Genomic DNA, 24,057 nt, shown 5'->3' on the forward strand with positions numbered 1-24,057 from the left:
GACTTTACGTCTGGGCCTTTGCCGGTGGCATAAGACGATCCTTAAAAATCACCTACTTGTAGTACATATCCACCACCACGGCAGCATCGAACGCTCCTGGAATCGGTAGGGTGCGCCACTTGAGGTCGGCCCGGAATTCATCGTGGCTCTGGCCCAGGCCCATCAGTTCCTGCAGCGTGAACCAGTTATTGAAGGGCAGTTGCTGCTGGCTCTCGGCGCGAGATAGCGAGATGCCGACTGAGCTGTTGTTGTCCGGCACCAGCAGGCCATTGTTCACACTGCCGCCGCCCGGCGTGGTGGCGAAGCGTGCGCTGACGGTATAGGGCGTGTCGCAACCCTTGCGCAGGTTCAGGCTGAAGTTTGCGCTGCTGGCGACTTCACCGATCGAGGCTTTGCGCGAAGGTGTGGGGAAGTTGACCACGCTGGGGCTGATGGTCAGTTCGGGAGTGCAAGGCACGAAGCGGATATCGTTCATGCCAGTGACCACATAATTGAAGTTGCTGTTGGGGCGTGAGTTGAGCCCGCGCACGCCGTCCAGTTGGAACACGCGGTAAGAGGTCAGCGTGCTGGCCTGGCCGCTCGGTGGCGTGGGGTCGTACTTCTCGATGAACACGCTGAAATTGAGGGTGAAGCGCGCCTTGTCCCAGCCCACGCAGTTGGACAAATTGCAGCCTCGGTCGGAGAAGAAACCGGTACCGACCTTGCCGGTACTTTGGGTAATCGGTTGGTTGTTGTAGCGAATGCCCACGCGAATCCCGGTGCCGATACTCACGCTGGCGGGGTTGACGTAGAAATACACTTCCTCACGGCCGTGGAGGTAGTCGTCCTTGCAGATGACATTGGTCGAGCGCGGGCCTGATTCCCAAATGATAGTGCCGTTAGGTGCGTCGGCGGCGACCGCCAGCGCCGTACCCAGCGCTTCCTGGGTGATGATCGAGTTGGTGCCGTCCTCGCGGCAGGCCAGTGCGTGGCTGGTGGCGGGCAAGACCGCGCAGGCCAACACCAGAAGCGGTAAACAGCGTTTGGTCAGTGACATCGGTTCAAATACCCCGTGATTTATCAGTTGAGCGCCGTGCTGTGACGGGCTTGCAAACCGATATCGGTGATTTCGGTGAAGTGGAGAGTGGTGCCCTTGGGCACAGCGTCGAGCGCGGTCAGGGTTTTGCGTTCATGAGGCTTGAGCAGCAGGTAATCGCTGAGTGTCTGGCTGTCGGTTCGCAGGTTGACCAGCGATAGGTGGAAGGCGCTGGGGTTGTTGGCCGTCACCGTGCGCCCGTCGCTGCTCCATACCAACTGCTGCACCGCCTCGGCCGAGCCGCCCAGGAGTGCGGGAGGGCGATAGAACAGCTTGAGCCGCTGGCGGATCGCGAATTGCACGCTGTTGGGGTCTTCGACCTTGAGCGGGATTTCCATGATATTGAGCCAGAACAGCGATTCACGATCGCTGGGCAAGCCCTCACCGGCATACAGTATGCGCAGCTTGTGATGCTCCCCGGCGCCCAGTTGTACCAATGGCTCGGTGGCGGCAAAGGGCACGGTACGGTCGGCTGATTCGTCCTCGCCGGTGATCCAGGTTTGCACCACCACTTCCCGCGAGGCCTGGTTGACCACACTGATACCGGCGGCCTTGTCCTGGCCGAAATAGATCAGGCGGGTGCCTTCGATCTTCAGCGCCGCATTGGCAGGCGGGGGTGCAAGCACCAGCAGCCCGCAGGCCAGCAGTACCACTCTGAGTAGAAACATGAACACGGCAATTCCATGGTCGGGTGAGGGAACGCAGACCATGGTAGGGAGGGAGTGGCACGAAGGCTTTGAGGCGATTCTTAAAAGTACGGTGTGCCCCTGATTGCCGTTTCAGAATCGCCTTAAAGTCAGGGTTCACCCCTGACGGTTACTTTGCTCAGCGTTGAATGATCGACGCGGATGCCCAACTGTCAGGTTTACCCTATGTCCAATAAAGCGTTACGCCTTCTGATTGCCGATGCAGAGCTTTTGCAACGGATCAAGATCGAGAAAATGCTCAACCAGCTGGGCTATCACCGCATCGCCCCGTTGAGTTCGTTCGACGAGTTGCAGGCACTGACACGCTCGGGCGTTGTGGCGTTTGACCTGCTGATCATCAACACTGCGCTGGTGCACTCACGGCAGGTCAACCTGCTCAAGTACTGCCATGACAACCCGTTGATCCGCCACACGCTGATCTATGACGGGCAATGTGCGCAGCGCTCTGTGGTGTCGGTCTCGGTTAGCCAGACCCTGCACCTGTCATTGTCACAGTCGCCCGACTTCACCTCCCTGCGTCGCTGCATGGAAATTGTCGATCCGGCACACAGTTCTCCGATCGCTGAGTGGCCCATGCTGCACGCCGTGGACGGCCGAGCGTCCCAGCCTTCGATTAGCCCGCGGGCGGTCTATCAAGGCGACCCGACGGTGGTGGCATGTGCCGTGGGGTTGTTTCCCAAGCGCTGATCGTATCGTGCAGCATCAGTCACGCCAGACGGGCAGATCATCATGGTCCAGTGCCCAGTGAGGTTGCCGTGGCCGCAGGCACACACCACCGACCCAGCGCTCATGGCTGGCGTGGTCCAGCCAGCAGGCATTGCCGTCCAGTACCTGCTGCGCCAGTGGCGTCAGCGCCAATACGCGGCGCGGCCACTCCATGTTCGTTTCGGTCTCGATCAGCAGCGGCGCCGTCCCATCAATCAATGGGCGCAGCAGCGCGTGAAACATCATATCGCCCAGGAAAGGCAGTGGCTCGCGCTTGGCCATCAACTCGGCAAACACCCGACCGAAAGGCACAGGCCCGACCTCAGTAATATATTTCAAGGACAAACGTTCAGTCAGTGACAACCCGTCCTCGAGACCCGGCAACTCCTGTAACTGACGCCGTAACGCCGGCGCCAGAAAGGGCAGGGCAGGGTGATTGCCATGGGCCAGTTCCGCGAGCTTGAGCGGTGAGCTGTCGCAGTAAGCCGACCAGGCCCGTTTGGCCAACTGCACTGCGTCGTCGTCGATCAAGCGCCGCTGCGGCCAGAGCCAGGCCAGCACATCGGGGGCCAATTGGCCTATGCCGATAAATCTCTCGACGCCGGGAATTCGGTCTGCCTCAATCAGCTCCAGCTTGCGCGGCGCCTGCTCAAGGCCAGCCAGGGCGCGGACCAGGAACAATTGATCGTAGGCGTCCGCCTCGCACCACAGCACACTGTGATCGGCGTTGTTCAAGGCTTGTAGTTGGTTGTATTCATCGTTGATGCGATGCGCAACTTCAGTGGAGTCAAGGGCAAAGGCCTGACTGATAAAGGTACTGCGCATCGCTCGGAACGCTTCGCTGGGTAGTTCACGCACTGGCCCCATGCACAACGGGTCAGTGAGCATCCGGAACTGTCCCTTGAACCCGGCCAGTTGCAGGCTGTGGGCAATATCATTACCACACCGCCAATGAGTGGTGCGGGATTCATCGCTGGCATCGAAACCAGGGTGGCGGGCGGCAAAGTCGAGGGCGTCGACGTGGGCCTTGAGCTTGGGCCAACTGGCGAAGCCCAGCTGTTTGGCTACCTGCCATTGAGCCTGGGACAAGGTTGCGCTGGGGTCTAAGCTTTTCAGCTGCGACAACAGTTCCTTGGCGCGCTTGCGCTGCTGCTCAAGGTTGAGGCGGCCATGGGTAGTGGAGGCTAAAGGGCGTTGCGACATACGAGCTCCTTGCACAAACCTTTTCCGCTTCAAGGTTGGGAGTCGTAGAAATGAGCTGGAGCTGGGATGCCTTGGGCGCAGCCCTTTCCGCGGAAGGTGGCGTAGAGAGCGCCAGACGGGAAATATAGGCAGCATTGCCGTTCGGTGCAACCCTGAAAATGTGGGCATTGCCCCAGTGCCACTCAGTCAAGCGCAGTCCCTGTGTGGCAGCGGGCTTGCTCGCGAAAGCGGTAGGTCAGTCGCTGCATCTGTTACTGCACCACCGCTTTCGCAGGCAAGCCAGCTCCCACATTGGATCTTCGTTGCTTTGAGCATTGCGTTCGCTTAATTCATCGGCATTGGAGCGGGTGCTGTTTTACTTGTCCTGGCGCGCAGCCAGGGTTTTTTGATGCTCGGCCAGGAAGGGTTGCTCCGCGGGATCAAAACGATCAATCCCGGCAGTGAAGCGGTGCCAGTAGGGGTACAACGGCTGACGGCGAGTGACGGCTTCGATGCGCGCCGACTGCTCTTCGGTGAGTTTCAGCTCGGTGGCCGCCAGGTTATCGCGCAGGTGTGCTTCCGTACGGGCGCCGATAATCAGCGAGGTGATCCCCGGGCGATCCTTGAGCCAGGCCAGGCAGGTGCGGGCGACCGAGACGCCGTGTTCATCACCGACGGCGGCGAGGGTCTCGATAATGTCCAGCGCACGCTCCTGGTCGTGGACGTAGGGTTCCGGCCAACCGCTGCCCTGGCGGGTATTGGCGGGCGGCTTTTGCCCGCGTCGGGTCGTGCCGGTCAGCAAGCCTTCGCCCATCGGGCCCCATACCAAAGTGCCAACCTGCTGGTCCAGGGCCAACGGCAGCAACTCGTACTCGGCCTCGCGGGATTCCGGGGTGTAGTAGATCTGCTGGGTAATCGGCTTGAGCATGCCGTGCAGTTCAGCCTTGCCCAGGGTTTTCATCATCTGCCAGGCGGTGAAGTTGCTGGTGCCGAAGTAGCGGATCTTGCCTGAGCCGACCAACAGGCGCAGGGCTTCCAGGGTCTCTTCGATTGGCGTCATGCCGTCCCAGTTGTGCAGTTGGTACAAGTCGATGTGGTCGGTGCCCAGGCGCTTGAGGCTGGCTTCGCAGGCGCGGATCAAGTGGTAGCGCGACGAGCCGGAGTTGTTGGGGTTGTCGTCCACCGGGCTGCGGCCTTTGGTGGCCAGCAGAATGTCGTTGCGCTTGTCGCCCAGCGCCTTGCCCACCACTTCTTCGGCCAGGCCGTGGGAATAGAGGTCGGCGGTGTCGACCATATTCACCCCGGCGTCGAACGCCATATCGAACATGCGCTTGGCCAGGGGCACGTCCACCGCACCGCATTTTTCAAACTCTGCGCGACCGCCAAAGGGCACGGTGCCCAGGATGATTTCCGATACCAGCAGGCCGGAATGACCCAGTTGTCGGTACTGCATGTTGCCTCCTACTTAACGTTGCACGTGAAGGTGTGAACGACGGGGGCGGCGATAGTTTGAATTTTTTCATGAAAACCTCGCGCCAAGCTTGGCTATGACGTCAATGAAGATTGTTTCGCTGGATGAAATGCTGGATTGTGAATCCTGGTCATTCCGCCAGACATGGCAGTGGTAGAACATCCCTGGCGTCGATACCCACTCATTTGGAGCCTGTCATGACCCAGCCTGCGATCAAACTCTATGGTTTCCCCCTGTCCGGCCATTCCCACCGGGTCGAACTGATGTTGTCCCTGCTGGGGCTGGCGAGTGAATTTATCCTGGTGGACCTCAAGCAAGGTGCGCATAAAACGCCTGAGTTCCTCACCACCCTGAACAGCTTTGGCCAGGTGCCGGTGATTGATGACGGCGGCACGGTACTGGCCGACTCCAATGCGATCCTGATTTATCTGGCCAGCACCTATGGCCGCGGCGAATGGCTGCCGAGCGACCCTGTCGGGCAAGCCCGGGTGCAGCGTTGGCTCTCGGCCGCCGCCGGCCCACTCCATGCCGGGCCTGCCACGGCGCGCTTGGCCACGGTGTTTAGCGCCGAGGTGGACACTGTCAGTGCAATCAACCGTGCCCATGCCTTGCTGAGCGTGATGGAACAGCAACTGAACCAGAGCCGTTTCCTCGCCAGTGAGCAGCCCAGCATTGCCGATATCGCTTTCTACACCTACGTGGCCCATGCACCGGAAGGCAATGTGTCCCTGGCCGACTACCCTGAGGTACGCGCCTGGCTCGCCAGCATCGAAGCACTGCCGGGTTTCGTTGGCATGCCGCGCACGGCGGTCGGCCTGCAATCGAGTTGAAGCCCAGCACCTGTGGCGAGGGAGCTTGCTCCCGCTGGGCTGCGCAGCAGCCCCAACAAGGCTGCCGTATTTATTCAGCCAAACCGCGCTGGCAGCTTTCCTGGCCGCTGCGCGCCCCAGCGGGAGCAAGCTCCCTCGCCACAGGGGCACATAATCAGAAGGCGTAAAGATGGATCGATTTCATGAGATGCAGGTTTTTCTGGCGGTAGCCGAAGAGGAGGGGTTTGCGGCTGCCGCCCGGCGCCTGAACACGTCGCCGCCCAGTGTGACCCGCGCCATTGCCGCCATGGAACAACGCATCGGCACCCAGTTGCTGGCGCGCACCACCCGCAGCCTGCACTTGACCGAAGCCGGCGAGCGTTATCTGGACGATTGCCGACGCATCCTTGCCGAGCTGGACGAAGCCGAGGAAGCGGCGGCGGGCAGTTACTCCATCCCGGGCGGCCAGTTGACGGTGACCGCACCGGTACTGTTTGGCGAGTTGTATGTGGCGCCGGTACTGGGGGATTATCTGGACCGTTTTCCGTTGGTGAGTATCAACGCCTTGCTGGTCGATAGGGTGGTCAATATGACCGACGAAGGTGTTGACGTGGCGGTACGTATCGGCCACCTGCAGCAATCCTTGCAGCAAGCGATCAAGGTCGGCGAAGTACGCCGAGTGGTGTGCGCATCGCCGGCTTATCTTGACCAACACGGGCGCCCCCAGCGCCCCGAGCAGTTGCGTGAGGCCAAGCTCGTCACCTCATCGTCCAGCCAACTGGTCAGTGAGTGGACATTCGTTGACGCCGGCCAACCGCTGAAGGTACCGATCGCGCCACGCCTGGTTGTCACCGCCAACAATGCCGCGATCAACCTGGCCCGCCTGGGGTGGGGCATGACGCGGGTGCTGTCTTATCAAGTCGCGGCAGCGGTGGCGGCGGGGGAACTGGAACTGGTACTGGAGGATTTCGAACCGGCGCCGCTGCCGATCCACGTGGTGTTCCAGCAAAACGGCCGAGTACCGGCCAAGGTCAATACTTTTGTGGATTTCCTCAGCCATCGCCTCGGGCAGGACCCGGCCCTGAACGCCGCGACCAAGCAGCGTGCCTGATGGAGCGTTATCGCGATATGCAGCTGTTTGCCGCGCTGGCCGGGCAACCCAGCCTGGCGTCGGCGGCACGCCATGCGCAGGTTTCCGGCCCGACCCTGGTACGTGCGGTTGCGCGCCTGGAGGCACGCCTGCGTGTGGTGTTGCTGCAGCGCAGCACCCGTGGGGTCAGCCTGAGCGACGCAGGCCAGGCTTACCTTGCCGACTGCGTGCGCCTGCTGGCAGCGGTGGACGTGGCCGAGGCCTCGGCCAACGGTTTGCATGTGCAGGCCCAGGGCGACCTGCGGATATTCCTGCCGTTGCTGTTCAGCCGCTATGTCATGGCGCCGCTGTTGGCCGATTATGCGGATCGCTACCCGGCGGTGCGTGTTATCGCTCATTACCACGACTATTATCCGAACCTGCACGTAGAGGGGTTGGACGTAGCGGTGCTGATCGGTGAGTTGCCCAACTCGTCACTCATTGCGCGGCAAGTCGGGCAGGTGCGCACTGTCGTCTGTGCCAGCCCCGCTTACTTGGCGACCCGGGGCGAACCTCGCCACCCGGCCGAACTCAAGCAGCATCATCTGATCGCCAGCGCCGACCCGGTGCACTGGGATTTTGCGCACTACGCCCTCAAGGCTCGCGCCCGGCTGAGTTGCGCCACCGTCCAGGGCGCGATCAATGCGGCGGTGCAGGGGGCGGGCGTGATTCGAGCCTTGAGTTACCCGCTGCACGAACACCTGGCGAGCGGCCAGTTGCAGCGCCTGTTGCCTACCTTCGAGTTGCCGCCGCAGCCGGTGCATGTGGTCTACCGCGAAGGCCGTCATGCGTCGATGCGCGTGCGCAGCTTTGTCGACTACTGCGTCACCGCGTTGCGCGAGCATCCGGCGTTTCAGTTGGCGTAATAGTGGATTGCCCTGGGTGGGCATTCTCTCCATTACGGCCTGGGCGCAGCATGCTCGTATCTAACCGGAGGTGAGCGCCATGCACTCGATTGAAGCAACCCCTTGGCATGTCGGCGAACGACACATGCAGGAAAGTGCCGGCGTCTCTGAACGCATGGCCATGATCGGGCCCAAGGTCATTCGTGATCATTTGCCTGAGCAGCACCGCGATTTTTATCCGCTGCTGCCGTACTTGATCGCGGGCGTGGTGGACGAGCAGGGCATCCCCTGGGCAACGATGCTGGAAGGCGCACCAGGGTTTGTGCATTCACCGGACCCACACACGCTGCAGATCGACAGCTTGCCCGCCAAAAGCGATCCCGCCTGGGCTGGGATAACGGATGGCGCGGCGATCGGCCTCCTGGGCATCGACCTCAACACCCGCCGCCGCAACCGCATGAATGGCCGGATTGGAATGCTTGATCAGGAAGGCTTGGCGGTCGAGGTGGTGCACACCTTTGGCAATTGCCCCAAGTACATCCAACTGCGCCCCGTCGCCGGGATTGCACGCAAACCCGGCAACGCTGCCGAGCGCAGCAATGGCCTGGACGCTGCTGCACAAGCGCTGATCCGCAACGCTGACACCTTCTTCGTCGCCAGCTACGCGGACCAGCACGGCGAACGCGCGGTGGACGTTTCCCATCGCGGCGGCAACACGGGGTTTGTGCGGGTGGAGGGTAACGTGCTGACCATCCCGGATTTCGCCGGCAACCTGTTCTTCAACACCCTCGGCAACCTGCACGCCAATCCGGTGGCAGGGTTATTGTTTGTGGATTTTGAGACCGGCGACGTGCTGCAAGTGGCAGGGCGTACATCGTTGATCCTGAGCGGGCCGCAAGTGGCTGAGTTCGAAGGCGCGCAGCGCTTGTGGACGGTGACGGTGGAGCACATGGTCCGCCGCCCGGCAGCCTTGGCCTTGCGTTGGCAATTCGCTGAGTTTTCGCCGCACAGCCTGGCGATGGGCACCTGGTAGCCTGTCACCCGCTCCCTGGCACAGCCAGATCAAATGTGGGAGGAGGCTTGCCCCCGATGAGGCAGTGTCAGCCAACACATCTGTGACTGACCCACCGCAATCGGGGGCAAGCCCCCTCCCACATAGGAACGTCATTGCCTGTTGAGTTTGCGTTTGCTCATCAGGCCGCCGGGCATTCCCGATTCAGCGCTTCATCGACCAGCAACTGCGCAATCTCGATCATCTGCACCACCGCCAGCACGTGCTTGCGGCGCTGACCGTCAAGCTGTTCGGCACAGTCGTAGGCGCAGACAGTCGCTGACTCCAGCATTTCGCTGGCATTGCTCAAGGCGGCTTCAGTGCTGAGTCCGGGGCGAATGGTGAAGATGACATCGGGAGGTAGTTGCGGGTTGTCATCCGAAGTTGATGACGGGGGATTGGGTGTGACTTTCTTCATGGCGAAGCTCCTATGAATGAGCACCTCCATTTCGCTACCACACGAAGTAAGGAGGCGACTGTACACGGGGTGGTAGACCGGTCATAGAAACCCGGCAGGCCGAAGCCTCCCATGCACAGCCGCCACAAAGCAGCCCGCATAAAAAAACGCCCTTGAGCGTTTCGGGGTCTATGAAATAACTGGGCTACCACACCCATTCGCTGATTTTGCAGCGACCCGCGAAGGTTAGCGGCGAGGCTCATCGGACGCAACCCGAAGTTTGTGTAAGAGCCGTCTGACGAATTCAGTCTATGGAAGGCGGTTAGCCTGACCCGCAGTTTTGCCGTAGTCAGTGTGGGGAAACAGTTGGTTGGTCATCTCGATGATCTTGCTTTGTGCGTCAATGAACTTACCCATTCGGGCGCCGCCCGAGGTCGAGTCATACAGTGCCTGTCCGATCCGCCGACCGTTCTCGAACACCTGAATGTCGGCGAAGCTCATATACAACGCCATGTCCCAGCTCCATGTACCGATGTAAGTGGTCGAAAGCGCGCAATTGGCGGGCGGGGTGCCTGGCGGTAACTCGCGGGTTTGAAAGCCTTTGCTGCGCAATTGGGCGGTGTAAGTCGTGTTGAAACCCTCACGCAAGCCGGCAGCGGGGATCATGCAGATTTCAGGCGAGTGAACAGTCGAGGAGGGGACGGGCGTGACGGTTTGCGTGATGCTGCAGCCGGTGAGGGCGCCGCATACCAGTAAGCAAGCGAGGGTTGTTACCTGGCGCATAGCGACCTCCATGTCATAAGTAGTGGCTGGATGATAGCAGTGATCGTCCAGCGTCGAGCACGATCGTTCGGGTGCAGCAGATCAAATGTGGGAGGGGGCTTGCCCCCGATATAGGTGGGTCAGTCACAGATGTATTGATTGACACTACCTCATCGGGGGCAAGCCCCCTCCCACATAGGAACGTCATTGCCTGTTGAGTTTGCGTTTGATCATCAGGCCGCCGGGCATTCCCGGTTCAGCGCTTCATCCATGAACATGTTGCTGGATGTTGAACCGTCAGCGTGGGCAGAGTCTCTAGGTTAGCCTTGTCTTCCTACTGACAAACAAGGATTGGTCATGCAACGAAAGGTCATTAATCCCACGACGGTATTCAACTCCCTGCAATACGGTTTCAGCTAGGCCATGGAAGTGCCAGAGGGTCGGCGGATCATGCTGTCCGGGCAGGTGGGGGTCGATGCTCAAGAGCGTACGGTGGGCCCAGGTATTGCCGAGCAGACGGCCACGGCGTTGGACAATGTCGAAAAGGTGCTGACCGAGGTGGGGGCGACCTGTCTCATGTGATCATGCTGCGGCTGTATATCGTCGAATCTGCCCGGGATCAGCAGGAGCCGATTGTCGAGGCGCTGCGCCAGCGCTTCGCGCACAACCCGCCGCCGTCTTCGTGGATTATCGTCAGTGGGTTGTCGTTGCCTGAGTGGTTGATCGAGGTTGAGGCGGAGGCGGTGGTTCCGTTCAGTTAGGGCTTTTGCAGGAGCGAGCTTGCTTGCGAAAAAACCATAGCCGCCGCATTTATTCAGGATGCACGCGTTATCGTTGACGTTTTTCGCGAGCAGGCTCGCTCCTACAGCCATTCAATACCGAATCATCACCGATTTAAGCTCGGTGTAATCCTCAATAAACGCACCACCAAACTCCCGGCCTAACCCCGAAGACCGGCTGCCCCCAAACGGCACTGCCGGGTCGAGCAAGGTATGCATGTTCACCCACAGAGTCCCCGCCTTGATGGCCGGGATCATGCGCAGGGCCTTGCCCAGGTCATTGGTCCACAGGCTGGCGCTCAAGCCGAAGGGCCCGTGGTTCATCATGGCGAGCAGTTCGTCTTCATCGTCGTAGGGCAGGAAGGTGGCGATGGGGCCGAAGGTTTCTTCGTTGAGCAGGGTGTCGTGCAGGTGGTTGGCCAGGATCACGGTGGGTTCGACGTAGCAGCCGGGGCGGTCGATGAGGTGGCCGCCGTGGATGATCGTGTTGTTTTCGGCGCGGGCCTGGTTGAAGTAGCCGAGCAGTTTGTGTTGGTGTTGCTGGTGGGTCACGGGGCCGAAGTCGGTGTGGTCATCCAGGGGCGAGCCGATGGTCAGGCGGCTGAGACGCGCCTTGAGTTTTTCCAGCACAGCGTCGATTTGCGAGCGGTGCACGAAGAAACGTTCGGCCGCTGCGCAGATTTGCCCCGAGTGCAGGAAGCCCGCTTCGATAATGCCATCCACCGCTTTGTCTACATCCATGTCGCGCAGGAAGCCGGCGGCGTTCTTGCCACCCAGTTCCAGGGTCGCGCGGGTCAGCCCGGCGCCCATGGCACTGCGGCCTACTGCAATACCGGTGGGCACTGAGCCGGTGAAGGACACCTTGTGCGTGCCGGGATGTTCCACCAGCCCCTTGCCGACATGGCCGCCGCCGGTCAGCACGTTGAGCACCCCCGCCGGCAAGCCGGCGTCGATGGCCAGTTCGGCGATGCGCAGCAGGGTCAGCGGCGTGAATTCGCTGGGCTTGATGATGATGCTGCAGCCGGTCACCAGCGCCGAGGCCAGCTTCCAGATGGCGATCATGGTCGAGAAATTCCACGGCACAATGCCTACCACCACGCCCACCGGTTCGCGCAAGGTGAAGGCGGTGTAACGCTCGCCATTGAACGAAGGCAGGGAGGGCGTGAGGGTCTGGCCGCTGAGCTTGGTGGCCCAGCCTGCGTAATAGCGCAGGAAGTGCGCGGCCTGGTCGACCTCAAAGGCACGGGAAATCTGGATGATCTTGCCTGATTGGCAGGTTTCGATCTGCGCGAGTTCTTCGCGGTGCTGTTCCAGCAGGTCGGCCAATTTAAGCAGCACGTTGCCGCGGATGGCGGGCGCAGCCTGGGACCACAGCTGAAAACCACGGTTGGCAGAAGCGACCGCAGCGTCGATATCCGCCAGGTCAGCATCGGCCACTTCGGCGATCACCCGGCCGTTGGCAGGGTTGATTACGTTCAGGGTTTGATCGGCGTGGCTGTGCACGCTGACACCGTCGATAAACAGCCCATGGCGGCGACGCAAAAAAGCTTCCACTTGAGGCAGCAACGGGATATCGCTCATGGCAGGTTCCTGGCAGTTCACAAAGAAACCCCGAGGTTAACCAACGCACTGATAAGCGGCTTGACTGTGCCTGCCAGCTTTTATGCCTGTGCCTGCCGTGCTTGTGAAAAGTACAAGCTTGCCTGCCGAACGTGCATTTCCCGCCTGCACGACCCGTTTGATACTGGCCCTGCATCCCGCGCCGTTCCACGATTCGGAGCGCCTGCCGGACTTCCAATAATAAGCAGGGCCGTCCATGAAAAAGCCAAACCCGCTCCTTGAAGACCTCAAGCCTCTTCTGCCTGCCATTGCCGCGAACGCCAGCCGTGCCGAACAGCTGCGCCAAGTGCCGGATGAGAATATCGCGCTGCTCAAAAGCATCGGCCTGCACCGCGCCTTCCAGCCCAAGGCATTCGGTGGCCTGGAACTGTCGCTGCCCGAATTCGCCGACTGCATCGCCTTGCTCGCCGGCAGTTGCGCCAGCACCGCCTGGGCCATGAGTTTGTTGTGTACCCATAGCCATCAACTGGCGCTGTTCTCGGCGCAGTTGCAGGAGGAGATCTGGGGCGCCAACCCGGATGCCACGGCCAGCAGCAGTATTGCGCCGTTCGGTCGGGTGACCGAGGGCGAGGGCGGCGTGTACTTCAGTGGTGAGATGGGCTGGAGCAGCGGCTGTGACCATGGCGAGTGGGCGATTGTCGGCTGCCGTCGCCAGAATGCCGAAGGTACCCAGGATTACTGCTTTGCCGTGCTGCCGCGCAGTGACTATCAGATCCGCGATGACTGGTTCGCGGCCGGCATGAAAGGCAGCGGCACCAAGACCCTGATCATCGACAACGCCTGGGTGCCTGAGCACCGGATCCAGAAGGCCAAGGACATGATGGAAGGCAAGTCCGCAGGCTTTGGTCTCTACCCAGACAGCCAGATTTTCTACGCGCCGTACCGGCCGTATTTCGCCAGTGGTTTTTCCACCGTCAGCCTCGGCGTGGCCGAGCGCATGCTGGAGGTGTTCCGCGAAAAAACCAAAAACCGTGTGCGCGCCTATACCGGTGCCGCCGTCGGCGCAGCGACCCCGGCGCTGATGCGCCTGGCCGAGTCCACCCACCAGGTGGCCGCTGCTCGGGCGTTTTTGGAGAAGACCTGGCAAGACCACGCCGAACACAGCGCCGCCCACCGCTACCCAGCGCGAGAAACCCTGGCGTTCTGGCGCACCAACCAGGCCTACGCCACCAAGATGTGCATCGAAGCGGTAGACCGGCTGTTCGCCGCCGCCGGTGGCAATGCCTGGTTCGAACACAACGAAATGCAGCGCCTGTTCCGCGATGCCCACATGACCGGCGCGCATGCCTACACCGACTATGACGTGTGCGCGCAGATCCTTGGCCGTGAGCTGATGGGCCTGGAGCCCGACCCGAGCATGGTGTAGCTGCGTTTTCCCTACAACAATCAGGGCGGCCCATAGAGGCCACCCGGGAGTCTTGCATGTCTGACGTATTCGACCCACGGGCCTTTCGTCGCGCCTTGGGCAATTTTGCCACTGGCGTGACCGTGGTCACCGCCGCCACCGCCTCCGGGCGCAAGGTGGGCGTGACGGCCAACAGTTTCAACTCGGTGTCCCTCGACCCGCCGCTGGTGCTGTGGAGCATCGAAAAACGCTCCAATAGCCATGCCGTGTTCGAGGAGGCCAGCCACTTTGCCGTGAATGTGTTGGCGGCGGACCAGGTGCATCTATCCAACAATTTCGCGCGCCCCCGTGAAGACCGCTTCGCCCTGGTCGAGTACGAGCCGGGGGAGGGAGGCTCGCCGGTATTCGCCGATTGCTCGGCGCGTTTTCACTGTGAGAAATACCAGCAGGTGGACGGCGGCGACCATTGGATCATGATCGGCAAGGTGGTGGCCTTTGATGATTTTGGCCGTGCGCCGCTGCTCTATCATCAGGGCGCCTATGCCGAGGTGCGGGCGCTGCCTCCGTGCGCGCCCGAGGCGGTTTAGAACGGCACGGCGACCACCAGTTGGCTGTAGACATTGGTGCCGTTGCCGCCGATCTGATTGCCGCCGTTTTCGGCTGATTTATTCGGTTTGTACAGGCCGAGCAGCGGCGTGATGATCAGGTGCTCGTTGACGGCCCATTCGGCATACAGGTCCAGTTCGCGGCCATCCAGGTTCAATTGGCCGCGGGTACTGACGGTGTTGTAGTCGAAGAACAGCGCCCCCAGGGTGACGTTCTCCAGTGGTTTGACCTTGAGCGCCACGTGCTGCACGGCGGTATTACTGTTGAAGGGGCCGGAATAGTTGCCCGCCACTTCGCCCTGCACCCAGGTGCCGTAGCCACGGTTGAAGCCTGAGAACATGCCGTCCCAGTTCTTCGAATAACGGGCGTAGCGGTAGGTCAGGTCCGGTGACCACGGCAGGTTGGCGAAGGTGTAGCCGGCTTCGGCGTAACCGGCATTTTCCTGGCCGTCGCGGCGGCTTTGGCGCGCCAGTTCGAAGGCGAAGTGCGCGTTGTCGATACCGGCATTGCCGGTGCCGCGCAGGCTGTAGAGGTTCATGCCTTTGCGCTGGCGCTGCAGGTCGGTGGCGAAGCGCTCATCCACATCGATGCCGTGAATATAGGTCAACCCCAGGGTGCCCGGCGCGGCACTGTATTCCAGGGTGCCGGCGGCCATTTCAGTGAGGGCCTGGGCGCGGTTGTCGGACTTGATCCACATCAGGCTGCCGTGCACACCGTCCTTGCCGCCCAGGCGAATCACCGCCGTCTTATCGAAGGCATGGCGTGCGGCGATGTAGTAGGCGCCGCCGCGATTGAACTCGCCGTCGCCGACGCCATTGCCCAGGTTGGGGCCGTCGTCGTTAAGGATAAAACCGTCGCCGAGCATGATGATCTGGCGACCGAACGACAGGTCCAGGCCGTCCTTGCCCAGCGCCGGTAACAACTCGCCAGACCGCCAGCCGGCGAAGGCTTCGTCAAACTTGGTGGTGCGCTCGGTGCCGTTGGTCAACCCGGCCGCATCGCCGTCGCCCCAGGTACCGGAACTCACCAGATTGGCCGTGCCATACACACCGCCCAGGTTGCCCAGGCGCTGTTCGACGCTCAGGCCGTACTTGATGAACGCCTCACGCCAAGTGGCGCCGCCGCTGCGCCCATCGTAGTTCTTCGGGCTGTTGAACATACCGTACACGGCGAGGAAGTTGCCGGTGACCTGAGTGTCGGCGTCGGCATACAACTCGATGGCCTGCGCCTGGCCCACCAACAGTGCCACGCCCAGGCCGACCGTCTGGCGCAGGCAGCGGTTTTTCAGTGTGTGCTCCATTGTTATTGCCCCCATCTTGGTTAAGAGTGAGGGCGCATTAGGGCGAGCGGTGTGAGGCCAAGTCTTTTCCCTGCGTGCCAGACAATTGACTCTGGCCGCCAGGCAGCAGGCCTTGGCAGGCAGCAACAAAACCGGCGGCAGACAGGGGCAAGACGATCAACGGGAGTGGGGCGCAGAGTGCCGACACATTAAAAAAAACCGCTTCGAGGACCCCTCCATGTCGATCAACGACCGACTCACCGCACACCTCAACCGGGGTACGGTAGGTTTTCCCACTGCGTTGGCCAGCACCATCGGCCTGATCATGGCCAGCCCGGTGATTCTCACCGCCACCATGGGTTTTGGCATCGGTGGCAGCGCGTTTGCCCTGGCGATGCTGATCGCCGTGGTGATGATGCTGGCCCAGGCGACAACCTTTGCCGAGGCCGCCTCGATGCTGCCCACCACCGGTTCGGTGTACGACTACATCAACTGCGGCATGGGCCGGTTCTTTGCGATCACCGGGACCTTGTCGGCCTACCTGATCGTGCATGTGTTCGCCGGCACTGCCGAAACTATCCTTGCCGGCGTCATGGCCCTGGTGAACTTCGAACACCTCAATACCCTGGCAGAGTCGGCCGGCGGCTCGTGGTTGCTGGGCGTCGGTTTCGTGCTGGTGTTCGGCGTGCTGAATGCCTTTGGCGTCAGCGCATTTGGCCGCGCCGAGATCATCCTGACCTTCGGCATGTGGACCACCCTGATGGTGTTCGGCGTACTGGGCCTGATCGCCGCGCCGGCGGTGCAATTGGAGGGCTGGTTCGGTGAGTCGCTGGTGGGCACCGACCTGGTCACCGTGCTGTCGCTGGTGGGCATGGCGATGTTCATGTTCGTGGGTTGCGAGTTCGTCACCCCGCTGGCGCCGGACCTGCGCCAATCGGCCAAGGTGATGCCACGGGCGATGATGCTCGGGCTGATGGGCGTGGCGACGTGCATGTTCATCTATGGCGCGGCGATGAAGCGCCAGGTGGAAAACGTCGTGCTCGACGCCGCGTCCGGCGTGCACCTGCTGGACACGCCCATGGCCATCCCCCGATTTGCCGAACAGGTAATGGGGCAGATCGGCCCGTTGTGGCTGGGTATCGGCTTTCTGTTCGCTGGCGCTGCGACCATCAATACCCTGATGGCCGGGGTGCCGCGCATCCTCTACGGCATGGCGGTGGATGGCGCCTTGCCCAAGGTGTTCACCTACCTGCACCCGCGTTTCAAGACGCCGCTGTTGTGCATCCTGGTGGCCATGTTGATTCCGTGCCTGCATGCGCTGTACCTGGGCGGCAACACTGACAACATCATGCACCTGGTGCTGGCGGCGGTGTGTGCCTGGAGTTTTGCCTACCTGTTGGTGACGCTGTCGGTGGTGATCCTGCGCATTCGGCGTCCGGACTTGCCCCGCGCCTATCGCTCGCCGTGGTTCCCGCTGCCGCAGATCGTCTCCAGCATCGGCATCCTGTTGGGCATGTGGTTTATCACCCCGCCCGGCATGAACCCGGCTGACATTTATGTGCCGTTTGGCGTGATGCTCGGCGTGACGGCCACCTATGCGCTGTTCTGGACCCTGGTGGTGCAGAAGGTCAACCCCTTCAAGCCCGCCTGCGTGGAAGAGGTGTTGGCCAAGGAATTCAATCACGAACCGGGGCACACCCATGAGGGTTATAGCGACCTTGCGGCAAAAACTGTTTGAGCTGTTTCGTGCTGACCGCGCACCCAGCGGGTATCGGCCGGGGGTGACCCTGGCCCACCTGCGGCGTGACCTGGGCCTGGCAAGCCTTGAAGTGGGCGGTGTGGCCTTCGAGATTGTCGAGCGCACCGAGTCGCAGTTGTTGATGCACCTGGTGCTGACCGAATGTGTCCTGCGCGTTCCTGCGGCAGCGGGTGGCGCTGGCAGCTTCGAGGTGCACCATGGCGGCGCGATCCGGCGCAGCGGTATTCATGTGCGGCGCCGCGCTGGCAACCAGGCACTGGGCCGTGAGTTGCAGGCGCGTTTGCAGGCTGACAGCGTGTTGTTCCAAGCGTTGATGCCGCTGGATTTCAAGCGCCTGCGCATCGAGCTGCAAGACCAGCAATGGTGCGTGCGCCTGGAGCATATGGGCGGCAGCGAGGTGGTCAACCGCGTGCCGGCGTTCCGGCGCTACATTGCGTTGAGCACCGAGCAACGCGGGTATCTCTTGGTCGTACTGGCCGGATTGCGGCGGGTATTGTCGGACCTCTGATTGGCACCATTAGTGCTTCTGCAAAGGGCAAACAGGTTGTTGTTGCGTGCATATAGATAACATGTTAACTAATGCACCAGAACAACAAGAATAACGCCACTGCGGAGACACCCCATGAGCATCCCACAGCATGCACCCGACGGGCTCGACAGCTGGAACCGCGAACTGCGCGACGCGTGCGGCCACTTCGATACCGAACTGGCTTTCAACCGTTCGCTGTTTATCGGCGAGATCCATAACCTGCCGCGTGGCCTGGCCATCCTGCGCACCAATGCCGGGCTGATCAAGCGCCCGACGCACCACGCCGACCATGACAACGACCAGGAATGTTTTCTGGTCAGCCAGCGCAGCGGCTATTCGCAAATCACTCAGAACGACCAGACCGTACAACTGGCCCCCGGCGAAATGCTGTTGATGGACTCGGTAGGCTCCATTGAAATTACCCCTTTCGGCCTGATCGAACACGCCTCGTTGTCCCTGTCGCGCAGTGCGGTGTGCAAGCACCTGGGTGGCCAGGCACGGGCCTTCGGCAAGATCTCCTCGACCAAAGCCTGCGGGCGCATGCTGCATGTGCTGATGGACCAACTGTGCAAGGACGATACCGACGAAGACGCCACGCAAGTGGAAGCGCTGCAAGCGGCCTTCGTCTCGCTGCTGGGTTCGGCGTTGGAGCAGGGCGATGAGTGCCGCGAGGGCGTTGCTGCGTTGCACGGCAATAACCTGCGCAGCTATGTACAAAAAGTCATCGATGAGTCGCTGAGCCAGCCAGGCCTGAGCCCGATCGGCCTGGCCAACCGCCTGAATATCTCGGTACGGCACCTGTACCGCTTGTTCGAGGAACAGGACGACAGCGTCTGCCGCTACATCCAGCGCGCACGGCTCAAGCGCAGCGCAGACGACTTGACCAACCCCTTCCTGCGCAGCGAGTCGATCACCTCGATTGCCTACAAGTGGGGTTTTACCGACTCGGCGCATTTCAGCCGCTCGTTCAAGAAGCAGTTCGAGGTATCGCCGAAGGATTTTCGTTCCAGCCGGTTGCAGGCGGTGCAAGCGTGATCGTTCCCACGCTCCGCGTGGGAACGCCGCCCCGGACGCTCCGCGTCCCGCTCCAAGTCGTGACGCGGAGCGTCACAGGATGCATTCCCACGCAGAGCGTGGGAACGATCGGGTTTCAGATTTCGGGCAGAGTCGCGCCACCATCCACCACCAGCGTCTGCCCGGTGATATAGCCCGCCAGGTCAGAGGCCAGAAACACCATCGCCCCGGCAATATCCGCCGCCGCGCCCAGGCGCCCCAACGGCACACGGCGGGCGATGCTGTCATTCACGGCCGCATCGCCCAGGTTATCCATCGCCGGAGTGGCGATCATGCCGGGCTCCACGCCGTTGACCCGCACATTCAACGGCGCCAGCTCCAGCGCGGCATTGCGGATAAACCCATTCACCCCAGCTTTGGACGCCGCATAGTGGCTCAGCCCCGGGTAACCCACCCGGTTGCCGGTGACCGAAGACGTCACCAGCACGCAGCCCCGGCCTTGTTCGCGAAACATCGGCAACGCCGCCTGGGTCAGCCAGAACAGCGCCGACAGGTTCACCGCCAGGGTGCGCTCCAGGATCGTTGGGGTGATGTCGGCAAAGGCGGTCAGCGGAAAGTACCCGGCGTTGTGCACCAGCACATCCAGTTGCGCCAAGCCTTGGACGCAGGCGAACACCGCTTCGGCATCCGCCAGATCAACGCCAACGGCGTCAACGTGATGCCCCTGGGCGCATAACCCGGCAGCCAGGGCTTCAGCCTGTTCAACCCTACGGTCGGCAATCACCACTCGCGCACCGCGTTGGGCAAAGGCCTGGACGATGCCCAGGCCAATGCCCTGGGCGCCGCCGGTGACCAGCACGACCTGGCCGCTGAAATCCAGGTCATTCGTCATGGGCAGGCTCCAGGCGCGTAAACGCCAGCGTCGGCACGTCGACGATGCTGGAGCCACCGTCCGCCACCAACGTGGCGCCGGTAATGATCGAGGCGTCGTCGCTGGCCAGGAAGCGGCACACCTTGGCGATCTCGTCGGCACGGGCGGCACGCCGCAGCGGTACATCGGCACACACACGCGCATAGGCCTGCTGCAAGGTTTCGCCGTACGCCTCCATCAACGGCTGCATCTCCGCGTCGGCCATCGGCGTGTGCACCCAGCCTGGGCACACCGCGTTCACGCGCACGCCATGGGGCCCATAATCACGGGCCAGCGAGCGGTTGAGCCCGAGCAGCGCATGCTTGGCTGTGGTGTAGCCACACACCTCGGGGCCTGCCGCCAATGAGGCGATGGAGCCAATCAGCACCATGTTCCCGGCGCTTTCCTGCAACAGCGGCAGGCAGGCGCGGGCGCTGTAAAACGCACTGTCGAGGTTGCTGCGCAGCGCGCCTTCCCAGGTGGCCGGGCTGGTCTGGGTCGCGCTGCCCAGCCCGTGACCACCGGCACAGGCCAGCAGCACATCGAGGCGCCCGAAGTGGCTGCGGATTTGTTGGATGAAGCCGTCCCAGGTGTCCGGGCAGGCGGCATCGCCCACCAGGATCAGCCCGCCGGTGTCCAGCGCCACCTGTTCCAGTGGCTCACGACGCCGACCGATCAGCACCAGATGCGCGCCTTCCTGTGCGTACAAGCGTGCGCAGGCAGCGCCGATGCCGGTGCCGGCCCCGGTGATCACCACCGTGCGCGGCTCAGTCACGGGGGTACTCCGTGCGGTTGAGCACCTGGCAATAGGAACTGATCGGGAAGTTCGACAGCGCGTCGAAGGACGTCCCGGCATAGCCGAAGATCTTGCCGTCGCTGCGGTGCTGTTGCAGGTCGATCAGCACCAGGCCGAGGGTCGGTACGATCTTCTCCTGCCACACGAACAGGTACAGCTGTTCGGCGATCTTGTAGTAATGGCAGCGGTCGGTGTCGCACAGGCCTTTCTCCACGCCCTCAAGGCATTGCCAGGCGTAGAATTGCGGGTTGAGGTAGATGTGCTCATAGACCTCGCTGGGGCTGTAGCGATACTGGTTGCGCAGGCCAACCAACTCGTCGGTGGGGGCGTGCAGGCAGTGGCCGTTCTGCCACGGCCGGTCGAGGCTGCCATGGAGGAAGTCAACCTGTACCGAGGTCAGCGGTTTGCCGGCCAGGGCGCGGTGGTAAAGGCCTTCGTGGGTCTCTGCCGGTTCCGGCATCCGGCCAATCACCGCGGTAAAGGAAGCATTTGGTGTGTCCAGCACCAGGCTGATCGACCAGCTTTGCCCGGCCTCGTGCTTGATAAAGTCCACCAGGTACAGGCCCGGGCGAATCGAGCTGGCGCGGTAGGCGGCGCTGCCGCTGGAGTGGCCATCGGCGGCGTGCCAGGCCAGGCGTTCCTGTTCGAAGCGGTGTTCGATCTGCCAGCCATTGGCAAAGTGCAGGGTGAAGGTCTGGCCGGCCAGGTCGGCCGGGTTCGGCAGGATGAAGGCCTCAGGTGCAAACCCCTCAGCCAGGGCGCCTACGGTGATCCAGTCAGATGAATTCGACATGGCAACCCCTCCCTTACACGACGGCGAAGTAGTGTTTGACGAAACTCTCGCTGACCACTTCCCACAGCACCGGCGTGCCCTTGGTCACGAACCAGCTGTCACCGGCTTTGTAGCGGGTGGATTGGCCGGTGGACTCGTCGGTCAGCACCACTTCACCGGTGACTATCGTGGCCTGTTCGGCGAACGGGTAGACCATGCGGAACTTGCCCTGGGTCGTGCCGAAGTACGCACTGCTGACCGCATCGGTGGGCGCGCCAAAGGTCATCTTGCCGAAGGCGCGTACTTCGCCTTCGAGGATTTGCGAGCCGAGGTCGGCCACGGTGCCCCAGGCGTCGAGTTCCGACAGCTGGACGTTATGTTTGAGGGTGGTAAGTGTCATGGCAGATGCTCCGATAAGTACGAGATTTTTGTAGGAGCGAGCTTGCTCGCGAAAAACTCACCGGCGCCGCGTTCATTCAGGAAGCACGCGTTATCGTTGAAGTTTTTCGCTGGCAAGCGCGCTCCTACAGGGGTTAGCGGCGACCGTTCCAGTAGCCGGAAAGTTGGTGCCAGGATTTGCCCGCCGTCAGCAGCAGCGGGCGAATCGCGTCCTTGCCGATGATGGTGGGGCGGTGAATCGAGCTGACCAGGTCATAGCGCGCCGAGCCTTCGCTCATGCCTTCGGCCAGCACCTTGCAGATGATGTGGCTGGGGGTGACGCCGAAGCCGGAATAGCCCTGCACGAAAAACGCATTGCTGCGCCCCGGCAAGGTGCCCACCTGCGGGAACAGGTTCGGGCTGCACGCCATCGGGCCGCCCCAGGCCAGGTCGATTTTCACGTCCTTGAGGTAGGGGAAAATCTTCAGCATCAGGTGACGGTTCCAGGCTTTCAGGTCACCGGGAATGTGCTCCACCAAAGGCGTGGCGGCGCCGAACAGCAGGCGGTTTTCATTGGTCACGCGGTAGTAGTCGATCACCGGGCGGATGTCGCTGTAGGCCCCACGGATCGGGCTGATACGCTGGATCAACTCCTCGGACAACGGCTCGGTCATCATCTGGAACGCGTAGGTGTTGATGGTCGAGCGGTGCAGTTCTGGCTCCAGCTTGTTGAGAAAGCTGTCACAGGCCCACAGCAACTTGCTGGCGCGTACCGAACCACGACCGGTGCGCACGGTGATGCGCTCGCCGTAGCTGACTTCCAGCGCCGGGCTGTTCTCGAAGATCTTCACGCCATGGCTGGCCAGTGCGGTAGCTTCGCCCAGCAGCAGGTTCAGCGAGTGCACATGCCCGCCACCCATGTGCAACAGGGCGCTGGTGTAGGCGGTGGAGCCGATGATCTGCTGCACGTCGGAGCCGCCGAGAAAGCGGATTTCGTGCTGGCTGTTGATCGACTTGAAGTCCTTCTCCCAGGCGCGCAGGGTTTTTTCCTGGCGGGCGTTGAAGCCCATGTAGCCGTAGCCGTGGCAAAAGTCCGCGTCGATGTTGTACTTGGCGATGCGGTTCTTGATGATGTCGGCGCCCAGGTCGCTGATCTCGAACACTTGGCGCAGGCCGTCTTCGCCCACGTCCTTCTTGATCTTCTCCAGGTCATGGCCGATGCCTGCCATGATCTGCCCACCGTTGCGGCCCGTGCCGCCAAAGCCCAGGTAGCGCGCTTCGAGCACCACAATGTTAGTGATGCCTTTTTCCGCCAGCTCAAGGGCCGTGTTGATCCCGGAAAAGCCGCCGCCGATGACCACGACGTCTGCGTCGATATCCTGTTCCAGGGTGGGAAAGCTGAGGTTGTATTTTTTGGTGGCGGTGTAGTACGTGGGGGTTTCGATGTTGATCATGGCGCAGCCTGAAAAAGTGAAGGAAGGCGCTAAAGCGGATGCCTCCATTAGGGCCCCTGGCGGGCTGGAAGTCTTGATCCTGCGTGCCCGGTTTTTTGATTCAGCGCGCCACGGGCGAGGGCACCTACAAGTTATAGCGCGCTCGCCGGCCGGGAATGTTAGAGTTTCGTTAAACTATTAACTAAATACTTCGTGACCCTGAGCCCTATGTCCACACCTCGACAATCCCTGACCCTGGCCTTGCTGCAAGCGCGCGAGGCCGCGATGAGTTTTTTCCGTCCATCCCTGAATGAACACGGCCTGACCGAACAGCAATGGCGCATCATCCGCATCCTTGAACAGCATGGTGAGTTGGAGATCTACCAACTGGCGGAACTGGCCTGCATCCTCAAGCCGAGCATGACCGGCGTGCTGGTGCGCATGGAAGCGGCCGGCATGGTGCACCGGCGCAAGGCCGAACAGGACCAGCGCCGGGTGCTGATTACCCTGGCGGACAAGGGCAAAGCGAGTTTTGAGTCCATGAGCCAGTGCATGGAGGCCAACTACCAGCGCTTGCAGGATCAGTTTGGCGAAGAGAAATTCCAGACCTTGTTGGGGTTGCTGGATGACTTGAAGAACATCAAGCGCTGACCTAGTGACTGAACCACCACCGGTCAACTGTGGGAGCAGGCAAGCCAGCTCCC

At 61.7% G+C, this 24,057-nt stretch carries 23 protein-coding genes and 2 pseudogenes; 12 read left to right on the forward strand and 13 right to left on the reverse strand.

Going from position 1 to position 24,057, the window contains the following annotated elements; genetic code table 11:
• Positions 1-52: 52 nt before the first annotated feature.
• Together AC07S6_RS09410 and AC07S6_RS09415 are read right to left on the reverse strand one after the other, a co-directional pair.
• On the reverse strand, positions 53-1,036 hold the full coding sequence (locus AC07S6_RS09410) for a fimbrial protein (protein WP_054898363.1): 984 nt from the start codon (positions 1,034-1,036) through the stop codon (positions 53-55).
• 23 nt (positions 1,037-1,059) lie between these two features.
• A complete protein-coding gene (locus AC07S6_RS09415) occupies positions 1,060-1,743 on the reverse strand; it encodes a fimbrial biogenesis chaperone (protein WP_229999901.1) in 684 nt (227 codons plus the stop codon).
• A 204-nt stretch (positions 1,744-1,947) separates the two neighbouring features.
• Here AC07S6_RS09415 and AC07S6_RS09420 point away from each other — a divergent pair, with 204 nt between their 5' ends.
• A complete protein-coding gene (locus tag AC07S6_RS09420) occupies positions 1,948-2,469 on the forward strand; it encodes an ANTAR domain-containing protein (RefSeq protein WP_014719098.1) in 522 nt (173 codons plus the stop codon).
• Between the two features lie 15 nt (positions 2,470-2,484).
• On the opposite strand, the gene AC07S6_RS09425 is transcribed toward AC07S6_RS09420, so the two are convergent.
• Both AC07S6_RS09425 and AC07S6_RS09430 read right to left on the reverse strand, forming a co-directional pair.
• Complete coding sequence (locus tag AC07S6_RS09425) at positions 2,485-3,690, reverse strand: DUF1835 domain-containing protein (RefSeq protein ID WP_072446220.1); 1,206 nt, start codon at positions 3,688-3,690, stop codon at positions 2,485-2,487.
• Between the two features lie 355 nt (positions 3,691-4,045).
• On the reverse strand, positions 4,046-5,122 hold the full coding sequence (locus AC07S6_RS09430) for an aldo/keto reductase (RefSeq protein WP_495112178.1): 1,077 nt from the start codon (positions 5,120-5,122) through the stop codon (positions 4,046-4,048).
• Between the two features lie 215 nt (positions 5,123-5,337).
• Here AC07S6_RS09430 and AC07S6_RS09435 point away from each other — a divergent pair, with 215 nt between their 5' ends.
• From AC07S6_RS09435 to AC07S6_RS09450, 4 genes are all read left to right on the forward strand, one after another.
• A complete protein-coding gene (locus AC07S6_RS09435; RefSeq protein WP_495112179.1) occupies positions 5,338-5,970 on the forward strand; it encodes a glutathione S-transferase family protein in 633 nt (210 codons plus the stop codon).
• A 169-nt stretch (positions 5,971-6,139) separates the two neighbouring features.
• Positions 6,140-7,060, forward strand: coding sequence for a LysR family transcriptional regulator (locus tag AC07S6_RS09440; RefSeq protein ID WP_495112180.1), 921 nt, complete (start codon positions 6,140-6,142; stop codon positions 7,058-7,060).
• On the forward strand, positions 7,060-7,944 hold the full coding sequence (locus tag AC07S6_RS09445; protein ID WP_495112181.1) for a LysR substrate-binding domain-containing protein: 885 nt from the start codon (positions 7,060-7,062) through the stop codon (positions 7,942-7,944). The genes AC07S6_RS09440 and AC07S6_RS09445 overlap by 1 nt, the downstream gene beginning before the upstream one ends.
• Positions 7,945-8,023: 79 nt before the next feature.
• Positions 8,024-8,956 (forward strand): flavin-nucleotide-binding protein, encoded by a 933-nt coding sequence (locus tag AC07S6_RS09450; RefSeq protein ID WP_495112182.1) that lies wholly within the window; start codon positions 8,024-8,026, stop codon positions 8,954-8,956.
• A 160-nt stretch (positions 8,957-9,116) separates the two neighbouring features.
• On the opposite strand, the gene AC07S6_RS09455 is transcribed toward AC07S6_RS09450, so the two are convergent.
• Entirely contained in the window at positions 9,117-9,392 is a 276-nt protein-coding gene (locus AC07S6_RS09455; RefSeq protein WP_495112183.1) for a DUF6124 family protein, read from the reverse strand.
• Positions 9,393-9,680: 288 nt separating this feature from the next.
• Complete coding sequence (locus AC07S6_RS09460) at positions 9,681-10,154, reverse strand: Sbal_3080 family lipoprotein (RefSeq protein WP_198707732.1); 474 nt, start codon at positions 10,152-10,154, stop codon at positions 9,681-9,683.
• Between the two features lie 402 nt (positions 10,155-10,556).
• On the opposite strand from AC07S6_RS09460, the pseudogene AC07S6_RS09465 reads away from it, so the two are divergent.
• A pseudogene (locus AC07S6_RS09465) lies at positions 10,557-10,894 on the forward strand (RidA family protein).
• A 111-nt stretch (positions 10,895-11,005) separates the two neighbouring features.
• Here the strand turns inward: AC07S6_RS09465 and AC07S6_RS09470 are convergent.
• The gene (locus AC07S6_RS09470) at positions 11,006-12,493 is read right to left on the reverse strand and encodes an aldehyde dehydrogenase family protein (RefSeq protein WP_197883728.1); all 1,488 of its coding nucleotides are present in this window, start codon (positions 12,491-12,493) and stop codon (positions 11,006-11,008) included.
• A gap of 235 nt (positions 12,494-12,728) precedes the next feature.
• On the opposite strand from AC07S6_RS09470, the gene AC07S6_RS09475 reads away from it, so the two are divergent.
• Together AC07S6_RS09475 and AC07S6_RS09480 are read left to right on the forward strand one after the other, a co-directional pair.
• Positions 12,729-13,898, forward strand: coding sequence for a p-hydroxyphenylacetate 3-hydroxylase oxygenase component (locus tag AC07S6_RS09475; protein WP_032901980.1), 1,170 nt, complete (start codon positions 12,729-12,731; stop codon positions 13,896-13,898).
• 56 nt (positions 13,899-13,954) lie between these two features.
• Positions 13,955-14,428, forward strand: a pseudogene (locus tag AC07S6_RS09480) (flavin reductase family protein); the annotation flags it as partial.
• Between the two features lie 32 nt (positions 14,429-14,460).
• On the opposite strand, the gene AC07S6_RS09485 reads toward AC07S6_RS09480, so the two are convergent.
• A complete protein-coding gene (locus tag AC07S6_RS09485; protein ID WP_495112184.1) occupies positions 14,461-15,783 on the reverse strand; it encodes an alginate export family protein in 1,323 nt (440 codons plus the stop codon).
• A 217-nt stretch (positions 15,784-16,000) separates the two neighbouring features.
• Between AC07S6_RS09485 and AC07S6_RS09490 the strand changes: the two genes are divergently transcribed.
• The 3 genes from AC07S6_RS09490 to feaR all read left to right on the forward strand — a co-directional run bounded on the left by AC07S6_RS09490 (position 16,001) and on the right by feaR (position 19,085).
• Positions 16,001-17,500, forward strand: a complete 1,500-nt coding sequence (locus AC07S6_RS09490) for an APC family permease (RefSeq protein ID WP_054897404.1) — start codon at positions 16,001-16,003, stop codon at positions 17,498-17,500.
• On the forward strand, positions 17,463-18,029 hold the full coding sequence (locus AC07S6_RS09495; RefSeq protein WP_181125096.1) for a DUF3156 family protein: 567 nt from the start codon (positions 17,463-17,465) through the stop codon (positions 18,027-18,029). The genes AC07S6_RS09490 and AC07S6_RS09495 overlap by 38 nt, the downstream gene beginning before the upstream one ends.
• A 114-nt stretch (positions 18,030-18,143) precedes the next feature.
• Complete coding sequence (gene feaR, locus AC07S6_RS09500) at positions 18,144-19,085, forward strand: transcriptional regulator FeaR (protein ID WP_181125097.1); 942 nt, start codon at positions 18,144-18,146, stop codon at positions 19,083-19,085.
• A gap of 115 nt (positions 19,086-19,200) precedes the next feature.
• Here feaR and AC07S6_RS09505 read toward each other — a convergent pair whose 3' ends face one another.
• The 5 genes from AC07S6_RS09505 to AC07S6_RS09525 form a co-directional block, all read right to left on the reverse strand.
• Positions 19,201-19,956 carry an SDR family oxidoreductase gene (locus tag AC07S6_RS09505; protein WP_057974995.1) on the reverse strand — a complete coding sequence of 252 codons (756 nt, stop codon included), beginning with the start codon at positions 19,954-19,956 and terminating at the stop codon, positions 19,201-19,203.
• Entirely contained in the window at positions 19,946-20,749 is an 804-nt protein-coding gene (locus AC07S6_RS09510; protein ID WP_313042299.1) for an SDR family NAD(P)-dependent oxidoreductase, read from the reverse strand. The genes AC07S6_RS09505 and AC07S6_RS09510 overlap by 11 nt, the downstream gene beginning before the upstream one ends.
• Positions 20,742-21,563: a molybdenum cofactor biosynthesis F family protein gene (locus AC07S6_RS09515; protein ID WP_495112185.1), complete on the reverse strand. Its 822-nt coding sequence runs from the start codon at positions 21,561-21,563 to the stop codon at positions 20,742-20,744. The genes AC07S6_RS09510 and AC07S6_RS09515 overlap by 8 nt, the downstream gene beginning before the upstream one ends.
• A gap of 13 nt (positions 21,564-21,576) precedes the next feature.
• Positions 21,577-21,942, reverse strand: a complete 366-nt coding sequence (locus tag AC07S6_RS09520) for a cupin domain-containing protein (protein ID WP_034134255.1) — start codon at positions 21,940-21,942, stop codon at positions 21,577-21,579.
• 133 nt (positions 21,943-22,075) lie between these two features.
• Positions 22,076-23,374 (reverse strand): NAD(P)/FAD-dependent oxidoreductase, encoded by a 1,299-nt coding sequence (locus AC07S6_RS09525; protein ID WP_020301330.1) that lies wholly within the window; start codon positions 23,372-23,374, stop codon positions 22,076-22,078.
• A gap of 207 nt (positions 23,375-23,581) precedes the next feature.
• On the opposite strand from AC07S6_RS09525, the gene hpaR reads away from it, so the two are divergent.
• Entirely contained in the window at positions 23,582-24,004 is a 423-nt protein-coding gene (gene hpaR, locus AC07S6_RS09530; protein WP_014719078.1) for a homoprotocatechuate degradation operon regulator HpaR, read from the forward strand.
• Positions 24,005-24,057: the final 53 nt, after the last annotated feature.

This window comes from Pseudomonas sp. GW821-FHT07B01 (assembly GCF_059419065.1).